Source organism: Micromonospora sp. NPDC048930 (genome assembly GCF_043197935.1).
In the GTDB taxonomy this organism is placed as follows: domain Bacteria; phylum Actinomycetota; class Actinomycetes; order Mycobacteriales; family Micromonosporaceae; genus Micromonospora.
This window is the reverse complement of the sequence record NZ_JBICUB010000030.1, coordinates 1-18781: the sequence shown is the minus strand read 5'-3', so window position 1 is coordinate 18781 and position 18781 is coordinate 1. Positions and strand designations below refer to the sequence as shown.

General features: G+C 75.5%; 15 protein-coding genes and 1 pseudogene. 6 read left to right on the top strand and 10 right to left on the bottom strand.

What is annotated here, in order from left to right:
• Window positions 1-154: 154 nt before the first annotated feature.
• Together sucB and lpdA are read right to left on the bottom strand one after the other, a co-directional pair.
• A complete protein-coding gene (gene sucB, locus ACGFI9_RS36560) occupies window positions 155-1954 on the bottom strand; it encodes a 2-oxoglutarate dehydrogenase, E2 component, dihydrolipoamide succinyltransferase (protein WP_393185559.1) in 1800 nt (599 codons plus the stop codon).
• Between the two features lie 66 nt (window positions 1955-2020).
• Complete coding sequence (lpdA, locus tag ACGFI9_RS36555; protein ID WP_393185557.1) at window positions 2021-3412, bottom strand: dihydrolipoyl dehydrogenase; 1392 nt, start codon at window positions 3410-3412, stop codon at window positions 2021-2023.
• A 177-nt stretch (window positions 3413-3589) separates the two neighbouring features.
• Between lpdA and ACGFI9_RS36550 the strand changes: the two genes are divergently transcribed.
• The gene (locus ACGFI9_RS36550) at window positions 3590-3919 is read left to right on the top strand and encodes a hypothetical protein (protein ID WP_393185555.1); all 330 of its coding nucleotides are present in this window, start codon (window positions 3590-3592) and stop codon (window positions 3917-3919) included.
• Window positions 3920-4049: 130 nt separating this feature from the next.
• Here ACGFI9_RS36550 and ACGFI9_RS36545 read toward each other — a convergent pair whose 3' ends face one another.
• On the bottom strand, window positions 4050-5618 hold the full coding sequence (locus tag ACGFI9_RS36545; RefSeq protein ID WP_393185553.1) for a leucyl aminopeptidase: 1569 nt from the start codon (window positions 5616-5618) through the stop codon (window positions 4050-4052).
• A 163-nt stretch (window positions 5619-5781) separates the two neighbouring features.
• On the opposite strand from ACGFI9_RS36545, the gene gcvT reads away from it, so the two are divergent.
• Window positions 5782-6912, top strand: coding sequence for a glycine cleavage system aminomethyltransferase GcvT (gcvT, locus tag ACGFI9_RS36540; protein ID WP_393185551.1), 1131 nt, complete (start codon window positions 5782-5784; stop codon window positions 6910-6912).
• A 68-nt stretch (window positions 6913-6980) separates the two neighbouring features.
• Here the strand turns inward: gcvT and ACGFI9_RS36535 are convergent, their stop codons facing one another.
• A complete protein-coding gene (locus tag ACGFI9_RS36535) occupies window positions 6981-7286 on the bottom strand; it encodes a putative quinol monooxygenase (protein WP_393185549.1) in 306 nt (101 codons plus the stop codon).
• Between the two features lie 67 nt (window positions 7287-7353).
• On the opposite strand from ACGFI9_RS36535, the gene ACGFI9_RS36530 reads away from it, so the two are divergent.
• Window positions 7354-7689: a winged helix-turn-helix transcriptional regulator gene (locus tag ACGFI9_RS36530; protein WP_393185547.1), complete on the top strand. Its 336-nt coding sequence runs from the start codon at window positions 7354-7356 to the stop codon at window positions 7687-7689.
• 7 nt (window positions 7690-7696) lie between these two features.
• On the opposite strand, the gene ACGFI9_RS36525 is transcribed toward ACGFI9_RS36530, so the two are convergent.
• From ACGFI9_RS36525 to ACGFI9_RS36510, 4 genes are all read right to left on the bottom strand, one after another.
• Window positions 7697-8989, bottom strand: a complete 1293-nt coding sequence (locus ACGFI9_RS36525) for a DUF2314 domain-containing protein (RefSeq protein WP_393185609.1) — start codon at window positions 8987-8989, stop codon at window positions 7697-7699.
• A gap of 64 nt (window positions 8990-9053) precedes the next feature.
• Window positions 9054-9878 carry an adenosylcobinamide-GDP ribazoletransferase gene (locus tag ACGFI9_RS36520; RefSeq protein WP_393185545.1) on the bottom strand — a complete coding sequence of 275 codons (825 nt, stop codon included), beginning with the start codon at window positions 9876-9878 and terminating at the stop codon, window positions 9054-9056.
• Entirely contained in the window at window positions 9868-11778 is a 1911-nt protein-coding gene (locus ACGFI9_RS36515; protein ID WP_393185543.1) for a bifunctional adenosylcobinamide kinase/adenosylcobinamide-phosphate guanylyltransferase, read from the bottom strand. The genes ACGFI9_RS36520 and ACGFI9_RS36515 overlap by 11 nt, the downstream gene beginning before the upstream one ends.
• Window positions 11779-11852: 74 nt before the next feature.
• Complete coding sequence (locus ACGFI9_RS36510; protein ID WP_393185541.1) at window positions 11853-14072, bottom strand: protein kinase; 2220 nt, start codon at window positions 14070-14072, stop codon at window positions 11853-11855.
• 132 nt (window positions 14073-14204) lie between these two features.
• Here ACGFI9_RS36510 and ACGFI9_RS36505 point away from each other — a divergent pair, with 132 nt between their 5' ends.
• Together ACGFI9_RS36505 and ACGFI9_RS36500 are read left to right on the top strand one after the other, a co-directional pair.
• The gene (locus ACGFI9_RS36505; protein WP_393185539.1) at window positions 14205-14405 is read left to right on the top strand and encodes a hypothetical protein; all 201 of its coding nucleotides are present in this window, start codon (window positions 14205-14207) and stop codon (window positions 14403-14405) included.
• Window positions 14405-15199 (top strand): site-2 protease family protein, encoded by a 795-nt coding sequence (locus ACGFI9_RS36500; RefSeq protein WP_393185537.1) that lies wholly within the window; start codon window positions 14405-14407, stop codon window positions 15197-15199. The genes ACGFI9_RS36505 and ACGFI9_RS36500 overlap by 1 nt, the downstream gene beginning before the upstream one ends.
• Before the next feature lie 48 nt (window positions 15200-15247).
• Here ACGFI9_RS36500 and ACGFI9_RS36495 read toward each other — a convergent pair whose 3' ends face one another.
• Both ACGFI9_RS36495 and ACGFI9_RS36490 read right to left on the bottom strand, forming a co-directional pair.
• Entirely contained in the window at window positions 15248-16246 is a 999-nt protein-coding gene (locus ACGFI9_RS36495) for an aldo/keto reductase family protein (RefSeq protein WP_393185535.1), read from the bottom strand.
• A 58-nt stretch (window positions 16247-16304) separates the two neighbouring features.
• Window positions 16305-17783 carry a WG repeat-containing protein gene (locus tag ACGFI9_RS36490; protein WP_393185533.1) on the bottom strand — a complete coding sequence of 493 codons (1479 nt, stop codon included), beginning with the start codon at window positions 17781-17783 and terminating at the stop codon, window positions 16305-16307.
• A gap of 25 nt (window positions 17784-17808) precedes the next feature.
• On the opposite strand from ACGFI9_RS36490, the pseudogene ACGFI9_RS36485 reads away from it, so the two are divergent.
• A pseudogene (locus tag ACGFI9_RS36485) lies at window positions 17809-18781 on the top strand (hypothetical protein); the annotation flags it as partial.

Below are 18781 nucleotides of genomic sequence, written 5' to 3'. Positions count from 1 at the left end.
CGCCCCCCCCCCCCCCGGCCCACCCCCCGACCCCCCCCCCCCCGGCGGCCCCGGCGGGGCTGGGGGTGGCCCCCCCGCCCCCCGGGGGGGGCGCCCCCCCCCCCCCCGGGGGGGGGGGCGGGGCAGGCCGCCCGCCCCTGCGTGTGTCAGCGGGTCAGAGCCCCAGCTCGGCCTCGAAGTTGCCGGCCTCCAGCCGCTCCTTGACCGCGACGAGGAAGCGGGCCGCGTCCGCGCCGTCGATCAGCCGGTGGTCGTACGACAGGGCCAGGTAGACCATCGAGCGGACCGCGACGACCTCGCCCAGCTCCGGGTCGTTGACCACGACCGGACGCTTCACCACGGCACCCGTGCCGAGCATCGCCGACTGCGGCGACGGCACGATCGGGGTGTCGAAGAGGGCGCCCCGGCTGCCGGTGTTGGTCAGCGTGAACGTCGCACCGGCGATCTCGTCCGGGCTGATCTTGTTGGTCCGGGTGCGCTCGGCCAGGTCGGCGACCCGCTTGGCGATGCCGCCCAGGTTGAGGTCGCCGGCGTTGTGGATGACCGGCACCAGCAGGCCCCGCTCGGTGTCCACGGCGATGCCGAGGTGCTCCGCGTCCGGGTAGGTGATCGTCCCGCCCTCCAGGTCCATCTGGGCGTTGACGATCGGGTACGTCTGCAGCGCCTCGACGGCGGCGAGGGCGAAGAACGGCAGGAACGACAGCTTCACGCCGTGCCGCTGCTGGAAGGAGTCCTTGGCCTGGGCCCGCAGCTTGGCGATCTTGGTGACGTCCACCTCGATCACGGTGGTCAGCTGCGCCATCTCGTGCAGCGACTGCTGCATCCGCTTGGCGATGGCCGCGCGGATCCGCGGCAGCTTCTCCGTGGTGCCGCGCTTCGCGCTCGGCTGCGGCTTCGCGGCCGGCTTGGCCGGGGCCGCCGCCGCAGCGGCGGGGGCTGGCTGGGCGGCCGGCGCGGCCTGGGCGGCCTTCGCCTTCTCCGCCGCCTCCAGCACGTCCTGCTTGCGGATCCGCCCGCCGACGCCGGTGCCGTTGACCGAGGCGAGGTTCACCCCGTGCTCGGCGGCCAGCTTGCGCACCAGCGGGGTCACGTACCCGGCGGCCTCCTCGCCGCCGGCCTGGGCCGGGACGGTCGGACGCTGCGGGGTGGGGGTCGGCGCGGCCGGCTGGGCGGCCTGCTCGACCTTGACCGGCTGGGCGGCCTGCTCCGCCTCCGCGGCCGGCTCGTTGTACGAGATGCCCGGGGTCGGCTCCTCGACCTTGGGCTCCGGGGCCGGGGCCGGGGCGGGCTTCGCCTCGGCCTTCGGCTCGGGCTTGGGCTCCGGCTTCGGCTGGGCCGGCGCCGCGCCGGCGGCGCCGACGACCGCCAGGACGCCGCCGACCTCGGCGGTCTCGTCCTCGGCCACCCTGATCTCCAGCAGCGTGCCGGCGACCGGCGACGGGATCTCGGTGTCGACCTTGTCGGTCGAGACCTCCAGCAGCGGCTCGTCCACCTCGACGGTCTCGCCGACCTGCTTGAGCCAGCGGGTGACCGTACCCTCGGTCACGCTCTCGCCCAGGGCCGGCATCTTGACCTCGGTGCCCTGGCCCGACGGCGCCGGGGCCGGCTGCGCGGGGGCCGGCTGCGCGGCCTCGGGCTGGGGCTCGGGGGCGGCCGCCAGCGGCTGCTCCGCCGGCGCCTCCTGCTGCGGCGGGGCGGCCGCCGGGGCCGCCTCGCCCTCACCGGCGATGATCGCCAGCTCGCTGCCGACCTCGGCGGTCTCGTCCTCGCCGACCACGATCCGGCTCAGCACGCCCGCCGCGGGCGACGGGATCTCGGTGTCCACCTTGTCGGTGGACACCTCGAGCAGCGGCTCGTCGACCTCGACGGTGTCGCCCTCCTGCTTGAGCCAGCGCGTGACGGTGCCCTCGGTGACGCTCTCGCCGAGCCGGGGCATGGTGACCGATACCGGCATGTTCTCCAGACTCCTTCATTCCCCTGGTGGGATCATCGCCCGTCGCCGGACGCCGCGGTTGTCGTGTCAGGCGTGCGCGTGCAGCGGCTTGCCGGCGAGGGCCAGGTGCGCCTCGCCCAGGGCCTCGTTCTGCGTCGGGTGGGCGTGCACGAGCTGCGCCACCTCGGCCGGGTACGCCTCCCAGTTGTAGATGAGCTGCGCCTCGCCGATCAGCTCGCCGACCCGGGCGCCGACCATGTGCACGCCGACCACCGGGCCGTCCTCGACCCGGACCAGCTTCACGTGGCCGGCGGTCTTGAGGATCTGGCTCTTGCCGTTGCCACCCAGGTTGTAGTTGTAGGTCTTGATCTTGTCGGCGCCGTACTGCTCCTTGGCCTTCGCCTCGGTCAGGCCGACGGACGCCAGCTCCGGGTCGCAGTAGGTGACCCGCGGGATGCCGGCCTCGTCGATCACGGCCGGGTTCTGGCCCGCGATCTCCTCGGCGACGAAGATGCCCTGCTGGAAGCCGCGGTGGGCGAGCTGCAGGCCGGGCACGATGTCGCCGACCGCGTAGACGTTCGGCACGCTGGTGCGCAGCCGCTCGTCGGTCAGCACGTAGCCGCGGTCCATCTTGACGCCCTGCTCCTCGTAGCCGAGGTTGGCGGTGTTCGGGCCGCGACCGACGGCGACCAGCAGCAGCTCGGCCTCGACGGTGTCGCCACCCTGGATGGTCAGCTTGACGCCGTTCTCGGTCTTCTCGACCTTCTCGAACGGCTTGCCGACCTTGAAGTTGATCTTCCGCTTGCGGAAGGCCCGCTCCAGCGCCTTCGACGACTCCTCGTCCTCGGCGGCGACCAGGCGGGGCAGCGCCTCGACGATGGTCACGTCCACCCCGAAGGACTTCCAGACGCTGGCGAACTCGACGCCGATCACGCCGCCGCCGAGCACGATCGCCGAGGACGGGACCCGGTCCAGGACCAGGGCGTGGTCGCTGGTGATGATCCGCTCGCCGTCGATCTCCAGGCCGGGCAGGCTCTTCGCGTACGAGCCGGAGGCCAGGATGATGTTGCGGCCGGTGTAGCGCTTGCCGTCCACCTCGACGGTGTTCGGCGCGACCAGCTTGCCGGCGCCCGCCACGAAGGTGATGTTCTTGGCGCTGCCGACCAGGCCCTGGAGGCCCTTGTAGAGCCGGGAGACCACGCCGTCCTTGTACGAGTTGACGGCGGCCATGTCGATGCCGACCAGCTCGGCCTTGACGCCGAACTGCTCCGACTCACGGGTCTGGTCGGCGATCTCGGCGGCGTGCAGCAGGGCCTTGGTCGGGATGCAGCCGTTGTGCAGGCAGGTGCCCCCGAGCTTGCCCTTCTCGACGAGCGCGACGGAGAGGTTCAGCTGGGCGGCACGCAGCGCCGCCGCGTAGCCGCCGCTACCACCTCCGAGGATGACGATGTCGAAGGTCGAGTCGTTCGGCTGGCTCACATCCAACTCCCAGGTCGCGTCACTGCATCGGGGGTTACGGCGGAGTAACAGGCACACCCCACCTCGGTCATCTTGTCACCACTGCGGACCGGGCGCGTAGTGAGGTGCCCAACGACACGTCGCCGGCACGTACCCTTGGCATCGTCTTCGATGACGCACGGGGGAGGAGTAGGTCCGGTGGGGCTGTTCCGACGACGCAAGCGGGCCGGCGCGGTGAGCCGCGACCGGGCGGCCGACCGCGCCGATCTGGGCCACCTTGAGAACTTCGTCCGCACCCGGCGCGGGGTCGAGGCGTACCTGGAGCCCCGGACCACGGTCACCGAGACCACGGTCATGCTGATCGCCGACGACGGCGAGTGGACCCGGCGCCGGATCGGCAGCCCGGACGAGGCCCGCCGCTGGGCCCACAAGCTGGCCATCCCCATCTACGACGTCCGCCTGATGGGCTACCCGCAGCGGATGCGCGACTACAACGAACGCCGCAAGCGCCGCCCCGAACTCTTCTGACGCCCCGCCCCGCCGTCCCCGAGGGGCCTCTTGCACGGAAAGAGTGGCCATCCCGCGCGGAATGGCCACTCTTTCGGTGAATCAGTGCGGATCTTGGGGCGTGGGGTGCGCCCCGGTGGGACGCGGCGTGTCAGCCGTTGGCGGCGACGTCCTCGACCAGGTGGAGCAGGGTACGGACCGGGACGCCGGTGCCGCCCTTGGTCCAGTAGCCGGTCGGCTCGCCCGAGTGGTAGCCGGGGCCGGCGATGTCGATGTGCGCCCAGGCCACGTCCTCGGTGACGAACTCGCGCAGGAAGACGCCGCCCTGGAGCATGTGGCCGGCCCGGTCCATCACGGCGTTGACCTGCGAGATGTCCGCGACCTCCGAGTCCATGCCCTTGCGCACGTCGTCCGGCAGCGGCATCGGCCAGGCCGGCTCGCCGGTCGCCTCACCGGCGGCCTTCACCCGCTCGCACAGCTCCGGGGTGCCCATCACGCCGGCGATCCGCTTGCCCAGCGCGATCACCTGGCCGCCGGTCAGCGTCGACGTCTCGAACAGGTAGTCCGCGCCGTCCTCGCAGGCCCGGGCGATGGCGTCGGCCAGGATCATCCGGCCCTCGGCGTCGGTGTTGAGCACCTCCACCTTCTTGCCGTTGTACATGCTGATCACGTCGCCCGGCCGGTAGCTGGTGCCCGACGGCATGTTCTCCGCCATCGGCAGGTACCCGGTGACCGCGACGCCGGGCTTGAGCGCCGCGACGGCCAGCATGGCCGCGCCGACCGCCGCCGCGCCGGCCATGTCGGACTTCATCTCCCACATGCCCTGGGCCGGCTTGATCGAGATGCCGCCGGTGTCGAAGGTGATGCCCTTGCCGACCAGCGCGACCCGCTTGCCGCTGCCGCCGCCCTCCGGGGTGTAGGTGAGCTTGACCAGGCGCGGCGGGGCCTCGGAGCCCTGGCCGACGGCGAGGATGCCGCCGTACCCGCCGGCGCGCAGCGCCGCCTCGTCCAGCACCTCGACGCCGAGCCCGGCCTCCCGGGCCGCCGCGGCCACGGCCTCGGCGAACGCCGGCGGGCGCAGCTCGTTCGGGGCGGTGTTCACCCAGTCCCGGCTGGTCAGCACGGCACCGGCCACCGCCTGGGCGCGGGCCACCTCCGCCCGGGCGGTGGCGTCCGCGGCGTCCGGGACGGCGACCAGCACCTCGGCCACCGGCTCCCGCCGGGTCGGCTGCGGCTTGGTCTTGTAGCCGGCGAACCGGTAGCCGCCGAGCAGCGCGCCCTCGGCGACCGCGCGCAGCGCGGCCGGGGCGTCGGCGTCGTCCGGCAGCGGCAGGGCGAGGGCGACCCGCGGCGCGCCGGCCAGCGAGCGGACCGCCGCGCCGGCGGCCCGGCGCAGGGTCTCCGGGGCCGGGGCGGCGCCGGTGGGCTCGGGACCGAGGCCGACCGCGGCGACCACGGGCGCGGTGACCGTGCCCAGCGTGGCGAGCTTGATCACCTCGCCGGCGCCGCCGGTCGCGCCGAGCAGGGCCAGCGTCTCGGTCAGCTTGCCGTCGAACGCGGCGGCGATGCTCTCGGCGCCGCTGGCCAGCAGCAGGATGGCGGCGGGTGAGCCGGACTCCTGCTCGGCGGTCTGGCTGTGCACGCCGATCACGATCGCGTCGACGGCGAGTTCGGCGGGGTCGGTGTCGACCAGGCTGAGGGTGGTGCGGGGCGATGTCACGAAAGCTACTCCGGGCGGGCCGGGCCGGCCGCGGCGACGCGTACCGGCGATGAAGGTCTCCGGCGGCAACCTACCCGCCGGACGCGTTGCTGTCCCGCCGATGCGCTCCGACGGGGTCCCGCCGATGCTAACCACCTGTTCAGGTGGCGGTAAGTTGCCACCCATGACCGAGGTGACCTCCGACGCCGCCGCGACCCGGCTGCGTCGTTCCCCCCTGCACGAGCGGCACGCCGCGCTCGGCGCCAAGTTCGCCCCGTTCGGGGGTTGGGAGATGCCGCTGGAGTACGCCGGCGGCGGCGTGCTCAAGGAGCACACGGCGGTGCGTACCGGGGTGGGCGTCTTCGACGTCTCGCACCTGGGCAAGGCCCGGATCACCGGTCCGGGCGCCCGGGACTTCGTCAACGCCTGCCTCAGCAACGACCTCGGCCGGATCGGGCCCGGCAAGGCGCAGTACACGCTCTGCTGCGACGACGCCACCGGCGGCGTGGTGGACGACATCATCGCCTACCTGCACGCCGACGACCACGTCTTCCTCATCCCCAACGCGGCGAACACCGCCGAGGTGGTCCGCCGCCTGCGCGCCGCCGCGCCGGCCGGGGTGGTCGTCACCGACGAGCACGAGGCGTACGCGGTCCTCGCCGTGCAGGGCCCGCGCTCGGCGGAGCTGCTCGGCGCGCTGGGCCTGCCCACCGGGCACGACTACATGAGCTTCTCGACCGCCATCCTCGACGGGGTGGAGCTGACCGTGTGCCGCACCGGCTACACCGGCGAGCTGGGGTACGAGCTGGTCGTCCCGGCCGCGCACGCGCTCGCGGTGTGGGACGCGCTCTTCGCCGCCGGCGAGGCGTACGAGCTGCGGGCCTGCGGGCTGGCCGCGCGGGACACCCTGCGCACCGAGATGGGCTACCCGCTGCACGGGCAGGACCTCTCGCTGGAGATCACCCCGGTGCAGGCCCGCTCCGGCTGGGCGGTGGGCTGGGACAAGCCGGCCTTCTGGGGCCGGGACGCGCTGCTCGCCGAGAAGGCCGCCGGCCCCCGGCGTACGCTGCGCGGCCTCGAAGCGGTGGACCGGGCGATCCCGCGCCCCGGCATGGCCGTGTACGCCGGCGACCGGCAGGTCGGCACGATCACCAGCGGCACCTTCAGCCCGACGAAGAAGCAGGGCATCGCCCTCGCCCTGATCGACACCGACCCCAAGCTCCCCGACGGCGAGGTCCTCGAGGTCGACATCCGCGGCCGTCGCGCCCAGATGCGCCTGGCTCGCCCCCCGTTCGTCCAGCCCTCCGTCCGCTGAGCCGTCGTTGATCAAGGAGTTCGCGTCTCCGGCGATCCCGACGCAAACTCCTTGATCGACACGACCGGTCAGGGGGTGGAGGTCACCTCGGTGGGGGTGTAGTGGCGCATCTCCTCGATGTCGTGGAGGTAGGGGCGGATCTCGCGGAAGAAGGCGGGGAAGTGGGGGCCGGTGCGGAAGCCCTGGAGATGGTCCTCCGCCGACGTCCAGCGGATGCGTAGGACGTACGCGGCCGGATCCTCGACGCAGCGGCTCAGCTCGTAGCCGAGGCACTCGGGCGCGGCGTCCAGCGCCGTCGCCGCCCGCGCGTACGCCGGGACGAACTCCGCCTGCCGCTCGGCCGGGACCCGGTACCTGATGTACTCGATGATCATGCCCACCAGCCCACACCGGGACCGGTGCGCGGACAAGTACGCACTTCCCGGTAAGGAGGGGGATCGCGTGTCCAGACGCTACCGCTGCGCGGTGGAGGTGGCCGTCGACGTGGTCGGCGGCCGGTGGCGGCCGGTGATCCTCGCCCACCTCAAGGAGGGCGTGCACCGCTACGGCGAGCTGCGCCGCCGGATGCCGGACGTCAGCGAGAAGATGCTCATCCAGCGGCTGCGCGAGCTGGCGGCGGAGGGGCTGGTCGCCCGGCACGACCTCGGCACCCCGAAGGCCCCACACGTCGAGTACCACCTCACCGAGGAGGGGCGCAGCCTCGTGCCGGTGCTGGAGGCGCTGCACGCCTGGGGTCTGGCCCGGGCCGCCCGGACCGGCACTCCGATCGAGCCCTGAGGGCCGCTCAGTCGGCGGTGGGGGGTTCGCCGGCGTCCAGGACGGCCTGGGTCCAGCCGCCCTCGATCACGCCGGTGGTGTCCAGGACAGCCCAGTCGACGACGTCGGACGCCTCCACCACCACCGGGGCGCCGATGCGGACGGTGGGGTCGCTGTTGGCGTCGCTGGCGCTGGCGCCGACGATCCGTTCCGGGCTCTCCCACGAGGTCACCCCGGCCCAGACGAACTCGGGACCGTCATCGCCGGGCAGCCCGTACTTGACCACGAGCTGGGTCTCGGCGGGGAGCTGACCGGCCAGGAAGCGGGCCCGGATGTCCCCGAGCCCGGCCCGGGCGGTGGCGATCGCGCGGCTCATCGCGTCGCCCGGGCGGGCGTACCGGACGTCCGGCTGGATGCCGTTGAACAGGGTGGCGCAGGCGGCGGCGAAGTAGCGGCCGGGCGGCCCCGGGTGCCCGGGCGGCGGGCGGAGGGTGAGGAACGAGTCGGCGTCCGGATCGGTCGCCGGGTCCAGCTCCAGCGCCAGCAGCACCGGCGCCGTCGCGCCGTGCTGCTCCGGGTTCCCGTACGCCACCGCGATGTCGTGCCCGGTCACCGTGGCCAGCATCGGCAGCTGCACGAACGCCGGCACCTCCTCGCCGGCCAGCCCCTCGGTCCACTCCCGCAGCAGCCGCCGGGCGGCACCGGTCATCACCGCGCCCCAGGCCCGGGTGAGGTGGTCCGGCACCCCCTGGGTCTGCAGTTCCAGCAGCCCGAACCGGCGCAGCCCCTTGGTGGTGAACCAGAGCCCGTCGGCGTCCGACGAGTACGGCACCAGCACCCAGTCGACCAGCCGGATCCGGCCCTCCGCGTCGGGGAGCGAGCGCAGCGCCGCCGCCGGGTCGAGGAACTGGAGGCCGAAGACGTCGACCACGTCCCCGTCGACCGTCTCGGCGACCGCCGCGGCCACCGCCCGGGCGGCCCACTCGTGCGCCGGCGGCCAGCCCGGCCGGTACTCGGCCTGCACCACCACCAGGTGGGTGGCGGCGGCCAGCCGGGCCAGCTGCTCCGCGGTGGCCCCGAACGCGGTGAGCAGGTCCGGCGGCAGCTCGGGGAACTCGCTGATCGGCCGGGTGTCCACGGTCATCAGCGGGCTGTCCAGCATCTGCTTCGCCAGCCCGTGCACCGGCTCGGCGAGCCGTCCGGCGAGGCGCTCCACGGCGGTCTTCGGGCTGACCTTCGGCAGCCCGGCGATGGGCACCAGGTAGGTCGCGTCCAGCGACTCCGGGACCGGTACGGGCAGGAAGTCGTCCGTGATGAGCATGCCGTCCCCCTCGACACCGCCGGTGCTGTCGTCCAAGAACGCTACCCGCCGGGACGGGTGACGCTCAGGCGGACAGCACCAGTCCCAGGTAGGACAGCGTGGTGACGATCTCCACGGTGGCCCCGAGCACGTCCCCGGTGATCCCGCCGAGCCGGCGTACCACGTGCCGCAGGAGTCCCACCGCGACGGCGAGCGCGGCGACGACGGCGAGCGGTCCCTGCCACGGGCGGCCCGGCACCGCGGGCACGGCCAGCAGCGCGACGGCGGCCGTACCGGCGATCAGGGCGACCGGACCCACCGTGCCGGCCACCAGCGCGCCCAGCCCCTCCGGCCGGGCCGCCGGCACCCCGCGTCGGCAGGCCAGGCCGACGCCCAGCCGGCCGGCCGCGGTCGCGGCGACCACCGCCGCGAGGGCCGCCGGCCCGGAGCGTCCGGCCAGCTCCGCGAGCACCGCGGCCTGGAGCAGGAGTACGACCACCAGCGCCACCACGCCGAACGGCCCGACGTCCGGCTTCTTCATGATCTCCAGGGCCGCCGCCCCGCGCCGGTACGACCCCAGCGCGTCCACGGTGTCGGCCAGCCCGTCCAGGTGCAGCCCTCGGGTGAGCAGCGCGCCCAGCCCGACGGTCACCCCGGCCGCGACCAGCGGGGGAGCGACCGCCGCGGTGAGCAGCAGGGCCGCCCCGAGCAGCGCGCCGAGCAGCGCCCCGACCGCCGGGCCGAGGGCCATCGCGACGCCCGCCACGTCCCGGTCGATCCGGCCGGCGACGGCTCCAGGTCGCGGCGCGGCGACAGACGCGCCGAGCTGGAGTTGTCGGGGCACCGGCAGCGTGGTGAAGGTGGTGACCGCCAGCCGGAGGCCGGCGGCGAGGCGCCCGTCAGTCGGCACGTCGGCCGGGGGAGACCGGCTCGTCCGGGCCGACCGTGGTGGGCCCCGGGCCGGCCGGCTCCGGCTCGGCGAACTCCGGCTCCGGCTCCGGCTCGGTGGTGGTCGGCCCGGGCCCGGCCGGCTCGGGCTCGACGAACTCCTCGTCGTCCTCCCCGCCCAGCGACGGGTGCACCGGCAGGCCGGCGGCGAGCGCCAGCATCGAGCGCAGCAGCGGCAGGGTGGCCAGCGCGGTCGCCCCCTCGCCCAGGTCGAGCCGCAGGTCCACCAGCGGGGTCAGGCCGAGCACGTCGGCGGCGAGCCGGACCGCCGGCTGCCCGCCGTGGTCCGGCAGCAGGCACCAGTGCCGGGCCTGCCCGGCGAGGTCGCGGCTGACCATCCCGGCGGCGACGCCGACCGGGCCGTCCAGCAGCACCGGGATCCGCCGGGCGGTCGCGCCGAGCAGCACCCCGGTGGCTACCGCCACGTCGCCGCCACCCAGCTCCGCCAGGATGTCGCGGGCGTCCCGGGGCGAGCGCCGGGTGCGGTGCAGCGCGTCCCGGACCGCGGCGCAGCGGACCATCCAGGCCGCGTCGTCGTACTGGCCGTGCTCGCTGAGCACCCGGCCCAGCACCGCCGGGGGCTCCGCGCCGGCCGTGGCGGCCAGCACCGCCGCGGCGGCCGCCTCGGTGCCGGCGCCGCACGCCGCCAGCACCAGCAGCTGTACGCCCGCGTCGGCGGCCTGCTCGGCCAGCCGCCAGCCGTACCGCAGGGCCGACTCGACCTGGTCGGCGGTGAGCGCCGGCCCGTCCTCGATGGCCGAGGAGGCGGGCGCCTCGACCACCTGGAGGCTGGCGCCGCTCTCGGCGGCCAGCCGCGCGAGGGCCCCCTTGCCGGCCCGCGCCTGCCGGGCCCGGCGGGCGGACTCGCCGGGCACCGCGCCGGCCGACGCGCCACCGGCGTGGTCGCCGTGCAGCAGCAGCACCCGCACCGAGCCCCACGGGGCCGGGGTCGAGGTGCCCTGGGTGGCGGCGGCGAAGCCGACCACGCGTTCCAGCACGCCGAGGCCGGCGCCGGGGATGTCCAGGGTGGCGAGCCGGTCGACCGCCTGCGGGCCGGCGTAGTCGTCGGGCATGGGCAGTTCCATGCCGGGCTGGATGACCAGGCCGGTGGCGATCATCGGCAGCGCCATGGTGGGGGCGGCCCAGTCGGCGCCCGCCGCCGGGGTGGGCGCCGGCACGGGCGGCACGGCCGGGGTCAGCACCTCGGGCAGGGTCGCCTCCGGCACGGTCCCGTTCACGGTCTCCGCCGCGACGGCCGGGGCGCCCGCCTGTCCGGGACCGGCCTGCGTGGGCAGCGCGCGGTGCGGTGGCGCGCCGGCCGGCTTCAGCCACGCGGGCTGGCCGGCCACCACGAGGACGACCGCGTCGCAGGCGTCGGCGACCGCCCGGTTGGTCGCGCCCAGCGCGTCGGTGAAGGCCCGGCCCAGCGGGGTGGTCGGCACCAGGGAGAGCCCCACCTCGGGGGCGACCAGCACCAGCCGGGCGGCGCTCGCCCGCACCGCGTCGGCCAGCTCGGTGATGGTGGCCGTGTCGTCGGCGGGCTGGTGGGCCGGGTCGAGCAGCACGGTCACCCAGCCGCCCAGGTCGTCGACGAGCAGCGTCTCGTTCGGCTCGGCCCCGGCGATCACGTCGGCCAGCCGGCGCGGATCCGCCGCGGTCTCCTCGGTGGTCCAGCTCCCCGGCCGGCGGGCCCGGTGCGCCGCCAGTCGGGTCGCCCACTCGGTGTCCTCCGGGTCCCCCTCGGGAGCGGTGGCTACGTACCGGACCGTGGGGGCGTCGGCGACCAGCGATTCCGCGAACTCGGACTTGCCGGACCGGATACCGCCGAGCACCAGGAGCGTGTTCCACCCGTCAACGGACATGCCCGTACCTTAAGGCCGCCCGGCCGGTCGCCGCCCGCCGGCCCGGTCGCCAGCCGGCGGGTGGACGGGTCGGCTCAGTCGCAGTGTTCCCAGGGGCTGTTGTAGCTGGCCCCGCCGGTCGACCCGCCCCACTTCACGCACACCCCGGGGGCGCCGGCCCGGACCGGTCCGGCGTAGTACTTGTACGACCCGCTCTCGGTCTGCCGGGTCTTCCCCTGCACCTCCAGGTACGCCGACGTGCTGGTGGCCACGCCGACGTTGACGTCCTTGAGGGTGACCACGCAGTTGTACCCGTTGGACGTGTTGTAGAGCAGGTAGACCCGGCCCTTACGGACCCCGTTCGCGGTCAGCGTGGCCGAGTCGATCACCTGGTAGCCGCTGCCGCACACCTGCGTGGCCGTGTACGGGTTGGGCTTCGGCGCTGCGGCCGAACTGGTCGCCGGCGCGGGCGACCCGGTGTCGTCGGGGGTCGGCAGCGCGCCGCTCGACGGGGTGGCCGCCGCGGAGCGGCTCGGCGTGGCCGACGGCGACCGGCCGGGCTTGCCGGTCCGGCTGGGCGTGGCCCCGGGCGTCGCGGCGGTCGCCGGCAGGTCGGTGATGGCCGGGTCGGCGACCGCCGACTCCCCGGTCAGCGCCGCCGTGCGCCGCCCGGGGTCGGGCTCGTCCTGGGATCGCAGCACCGCCACGGTCACCGCCGTCAGCACCGCGACCAGGATCACCCCGGCCGCCCCGGCCAGGGCGACCACCCGGCCACGTCCCTTCCGGCCACCGCCCGGCTCCTCCAGCGTCGGCGGTACCCCGGACCCGGCGTGCCGCTCCTGCTCCGAGCCGTACCCGGCCGGACGCGGGCCGGCGGGGCCCACCGACCAGGCCGGACCGGGCTGACCGCCGGGGTGCGGCCAGGCCGGGCCACCGAACCCGCCGCCCGTGCCGGGCGGGGCGGCCCGGCCCGGCGCGAAGCCCTGCGGGGTGGCGGCCGCCGCGCCGAGGCCGGGCGGAGCGGCCCCGCCCACCGCCGGGCCGAGGCCGTGCGGAGCGCCCCCGGCCGGGCCGAAGCCCTCCGGCGTGGCCCCGGCCGGGTTGACGCCGTGGGGAGCGCCTGCGGCCGGGTGGTGGCCGTGGGGAGCGCCGGTGGCCGGACCGACGCCCGGTGGAGTGTGGTCGCCGGTCGTCGGGCCGAAGCCCTCGGCGGGACGGCCGCCGACGGCCGGGCCGGGGCCGGGTGCGGCGTCGCCGCCGCCCGCCGGGCCGACACCGGCCGGGTCCGACCGGCCCGCGTCCGGGGCGACCCCGGGTGCGGCGGGCGGGGACCCGGCGGGCGGCTGGCCGCCGGCCGGCGTACCGCCGAGGGAGGCCGGGGTGAGCGGTGCCGGCGCGCCCGGGGTGGGCAGCACGGCGGGCCCGGGGACGGCCGGGCCGGCCACCGCCCACGGCGGTCGGGGCGGGACGGGGAGCCGGGCCAGCGTGGAGTCCCGGGCGTCCTGGGCCGCCTCGGCCAGGGCGAGCGCGCTCGGGTGGCGGTCGCGGGGGCTCTTCGCCAGCGCCTGGCGGACCACCTCGACCACCGCCGGGGGCGTGTCCGGCGGGAGCGGCGCCGGCTCGTCCTGGACATGCCGCATGGCCACCTGGAGCGGATTGTCGCCCTCGAAGGGCGGCCGGCCGGCGAGGCAGAAGTAGGCGACCACGCCGAGCGCGTAGACGTCGGTGGCGGCCGAGACGGGCTGGCCGGCGGCCTGCTCCGGCGACATGAACGAGGCGGTGCCGAGCACCATGTGCGCGGCGGTGATCCCGGCCATGGTGCTGGCCCGGGCGATGCCGAAGTCGACCAGCACCACCGTCCCGTCCCGCTTCACCAGCAGGTTCCCCGGCTTCACGTCCCGGTGCACGATCCCGGCGAGGTGGGCGGCGTGCAGCGCGTGCGCGGCCTGCGCCACCACCGACATGGTCGACGCCGGGTCGAGTCGGCCGGCCCGGCGGATCCAGGTCACCAGCGGGTCGCCGTCGACGTACTCCATCACCAGGTAGCTGGCCTGGCTGCCGTCGGCCAGCGTGGCGGAGCCGAAGTCGTGCACCTGCACGATGCCGGGGTGCCGCAGCGCGGCCAGCATCCGGGCCTCGGCGTGGAAGCGGGTGGTGAACTCCGGGTCGGCGACCAGCGACGGCAGCAGCACCTTCACCGCGACCTCGCGGCCCAGCAGGGTGTCGGTGCACTTCCAGACGGCGCCCATGCCGCCGGTCGCGATGCGTTCGCTCAGCCGGTACCGGTCGCTGAGCACCACTCCTTGAGTCAGCACCGCGTCACCGTACCGGCTGCCGGTGAGCGCGCATGATCCATGTGCCGGGCGCGGCCGTTCCGCGTCCGGCCGACTACGCTTGCGGAGGTTTGGCGTCCCTGGGGGGACGACGGCGGCGAGGGGAGACGCGGCATGGCGTGGAGCTGGCGGTACGAGGGCACGAACGGCGAGTCGGTCGACGGGCCGGCCGAGTCGTTCGGCAGCCAGGCGGACGCCGAGTCGTGGATCGGCCAGACCTGGCGGGAGCTCGCGGCGTCCGGCGTCACCTCGGTCGCGCTCGTCGAGGACGACCGGGTGGAGTACCGGATGAGCCTGCTGCCGACGGCGGAATGATGGCGTACGACCGCCCGGGCGACCCGCTGGTGCTCGGGGTGCCCCGGGCGGCGTTCCGCCCCAGCCCGGTCTTCCTCGCCCTGGTCGCGCTCTTCGTGGCCAGCGGGGCGATGACCTGGCTGGGGTTCGGCAACGTCCGGTTCGACGTCTTCCTCTTCGTCGTCTCGGGCTGGCTGGTCTCGCTCTGCCTGCACGAGTACGCCCACGCGGTGGTCGCCTACCGGGCCGGCGACCGGGACATCGCCCACCGTGGCTACCTCACGCTCAACCCGTTCAAGTACACGAACCCGCTGCTGTCCATCGTGCTGCCGGTCGTGGTGGTGCTGCTCGGCGGCATCGGCCTGCCCGGCGGCGCGGTCTGGGTGGACCGGCACGCCATCCCCGGCCGGCTGCGGCACACCCTGGTCAGCCTGGCCGGCCCGGCCACCAACGTGCTGTTCACCCTGGTGCTGGTGGTGGCGTTGCGGATCGGGCTCGGCGCCGGCGGTCCGCTGGAGTTCTGGGCCGGCCTGGCCCTGCTGGCGTTCCTCCAGCTCACCGCCAGCGTGCTCAACCTGCTGCCGGTGCCCGGCCTGGACGGCGGCAACATGATCCAGCCGTGGCTCAGCCCGCCGTACCGCCGGATGTACGACCTGTTCGCCCCGTGGGGGTTCATCCTGCTCTTCGCGCTGTTGTGGAACCCGCGGATCGGTGGCGCGTTCTTCGGCGCGATCTTCACCGTCTCCCACCTGCTCGGCCTGCCCCCGGAGCTGTACAGCGCCGGGCTGCACCTGATCCGGTTCTGGGAGGGCTGAACCGCCCGGTCCGGCCGGCGGGGACCCGCCGGCCGGACCGGGACGCGGTCACGGCCGCCGGGCGGGGGACTCGGTCTTCGCCGGGTCCCGCTCGGTGACCGGCTCCACGATCTCGTCGATCGCCTTGAGCAGGTCGGCGTCGAGCTTCACGCCGGCCGCCTTCACGTTGTCGTGCACCTGCTCCGGCCGGGACGCCCCGACGATCGCCGACGAGACGTTCGGGTTCTGCAGCACCCAGGCGATGGCGAGCTGGGCCATGGTCAGCCCGGCCTGCTCGGCCAGCGGCTTGAGCTGCTGCACCCGGGTGAGCACCTCGTCGGTCAGCCACTTCGCGATGAACCCGGCACCGGACTTCTCGTCGGTGGCCCGGGAGCCGGCCGGCGGCGGCTGACCCGGCCGGTACTTGCCGGAGAGCACGCCCTGGGCCATCGGCGACCAGACGATCTGGCCGACGCCCAGCTCCTCGCTGGCCGGGATCACCTCGGCCTCGATGACTCGCCACAGCATCGAGTACTGCGGCTGGTTGGACACCAGCGGGACGCGCAGCTCGCGGGCGAGGGCGTGGGCCTCCCGGAGCTGCGACGCCTTCCACTCCGAGACCCCGATGTAGTGCGCCTTACCGGAGTGCACGACGTCGGCGAACGCCTCCATCGTCTCCTCCAGCGGGGTGCTGTAGTCGTACCGGTGGGCCTGGTAGAGGTCCACGTAGTCGGTCTGCAGCCGGCGCAGCGAGCCGTTGATCGACTCCATGATGTGCTTGCGGGACAGGCCCCGGTCGTTCCGGCCGGGGCCGGTCGGCCAGTAGACCTTGGTGAAGATCTCCAGCCCCTCGCGCCGCTCACCCTTCAGCGCGCGACCGAGCACCTCCTCGGCCTTCGTGCCGGCGTACACGTCGGCGGTGTCGAAGGTGGTGATGCCGGTGTCCAGGGCGGCCCGCACGCACGCGGTCGCCGCCTCCTCCTCGACCTGTGAACCGTGGGTGATCCAGTTGCCGTACGAGATCTCGCTGACCATCAGGCCCGAGCGGCCTAGGTGTCGGAATTCCATGCCTCGACCCTAATCCCGCTGCCCGGGGTGCCCGGCGGCGGCGCGGCGGGGCTGTGGGTCAGAGCACCGGGCTGGTGTCGGCGAGCAGCTGGTCGATCTCGGCGACCACCGCGGCGCGGCTCGGGTGCACCGGGTCGATCAGCGGCTGGCCGCGCCGGTCCCGCGCGCCCCACCGGCCGGACTCGTCGCGGACCAGGAAGGCGACCGGGTGCACCACCAGCACCGGGTACACCGGCGCGACCAGCACCCGGCCGGTCCGGTCCACCACGCCCCGGCGACCGGCCAGCTCCACCCCGGCCAGGCCCTCCTCGGTGAAGCCGTCCACCTGCCGGCCGTCGGCCAGGGTGGTGCTGAGGCTGTGGTAGCGGGTCGGCACGACGACCTGGCCGGTGCGGTCGACCGCGCCCCAGCCGCCGTTCTGCCGGACCGCCGCCAGGCCGCCCCGGAACGGGCGCACGTCCTCGAAGCCCGGCGGGATCTTCACGATGTTGGTCGGGTCGACCGCCATCCACCTGCCCTTGCCGTCCATCGACACCCAGGCCAGGCCCTCGGAGAACGAGCCCACCGCCCGGTAGCCGTTGTTCGCCTCGATCAGCGCCACGCCGGTCGTGTCGATCAGCGCCCAGCGGGACGCCTCGGGGCGGCGGACCCAGGCCATCCCCTCGCCGAACGGCTGCACCTCGGCGTACCGGTGCTCGACCACCAGGTTGCCGTCGGCGTCCGCGTACCCCCAGAGCTGAAGCTCCTCGTCGAAGGTGGGCACCGGGTACCGCTCGCGGCTCAGCACCGCCTCCCGGCTGCGCGGCTTCGGCCCGAAGCCACCCGCCGCGGCCCGCTCGGCGACCGCGTCCAGCGCCACGGCGGTACGGGCGCTCAGCTCCGCGTCCTCGCCCTGGCGCAGGTCCATCGCCCGCTCGAAGTGCAGGCACGCCTCGGTCAACCGGCCCTGGTCGTAGCAGCACCGGCCGGCGTGCTCGTGCAACGCCGCGCGCAGCCGGTCGGGCAGTTCCGGCGAGTTCGCCTCGGCGAAGAGCCGGTCGGCCTCCGCGTACTCGCCCCGCCAGCGCAGCACCTCGGCGAGCCGGGCCCGGGCCAGCGCCGTACGCCGCAGCTCGCCGGTGGCGTCCGCGTAGGTGAGGGCGAGGCGGGCATCGGCGAGGGCGTCGTCCAGGTCGCCGAGGATCCGGGACGCCACCGATCGCAGGCTCAGCAGCCGGGCGCGGCTGCGGTTGTCCAGCGCGCTGCCCAGCTTGGTGGTGAGCCCGTCCCGTACCTCGCGCAGCGCCGCCGGATCGGGAGCCTCCTCGCGCAGGGTCTCCGGGTGCAGGCGCCAGCGGAACGCGGCCAGCGCCTGTTCCGGGTCGGCCGGGCGTACCTCCGGTTGCTCGTCCTCCGCCGCCGGCTGTTCCTCCGGCGCGGCCTCGGCCGCCGCGCCAGGCTGCCCGGCCGGTGTGTCGTCGGCCGGCGGTGGCGCGTCCTCGTCCGTCGTGTCCGACGCACCGTCCGGTGCCGTCGACGTGGCCGGTGGTGCCGGCACCGGCTGGTCCGACCGTGGCTCGGCCGTGTCGGGACGCTCCGTCGGCGGTACGGGCGCCGCGCCGGCCGTGGGTGCGGGCGGTCCGGAGACGGGCACGCTGTCGGCCGTACGGGTTTCCGCGTCCGGCTCGATCGAGGCGGGGACGGACGCCTCCGCCGCTCCGGCGGGCGACGCCGTGCCGCTCGCCGGCTCCGCCGGGGTGTCGGCGCCGGGCCGGTCGGGCGACCAGGCGGGCGGGGCCGACACCGGTACGGCCGGCGGCGCGGACCTCGGCGGGGCCGAAACGGGGGCGGCCGGTGGCGCGCTGACCGGAACGCCGGCCCCCGGGCCGACGTGGTCGGCCGGCGGTTCGGTCGCCGGCTGGTGCGGACGGCTGGGGGCGGTCTCCGCGGCGGGGGCCGGGCCAGACTCGGGGCCGCTCGACCGGAACCAGGCGGTTGCCCCGTCGGCCGTCCCGTCGCCGGTGGCGGCGGTTCCCCGGTCCGCCGCGCGCTCCGGCTGCGCCGTACCGCCCTCGGCCCTGGACGGTGCCGAGCTCGTGGTGACGGCCTCGTCCGGCGCGGATGGGGCCGGGCGGGAGGCGGTTGCCGGCGGGGCCTCGACGGGCGTCGCCGGGGCCGGCTGCCGGAGGGTCTCGGCGGACGTCGGCGCAACCCCGGCCCGGTCCGGCTCGCCCGTCCGGGCACCGGGGTACGCCGGCGGGGCCGGCAACGGCCCGGCCGCCTGGCTGGACACCGGGCCGGCGGGCGGTGCGAACCGGGGTGCGGCCGGCGGTGCCGAGACCGGCCCGTGGGCCGTCCCGGTGGGTGCGGGCGCGCCGGAGACCGGCACGTCGGCGGGGCGGACGGGCGCGGCCGACGCGGCGGAGGCCGGCGGAGCGGGCGGTGTGGGGGCGGGCCGGGCGGGGGGCACGGAGACCGGGCGAGTGGTGCCGTCCGGCGCCTCCCCGACCCGTGCCGCCGGCTCGCCCCGGTCGACCGGGCAGGACCGGTCGGGCC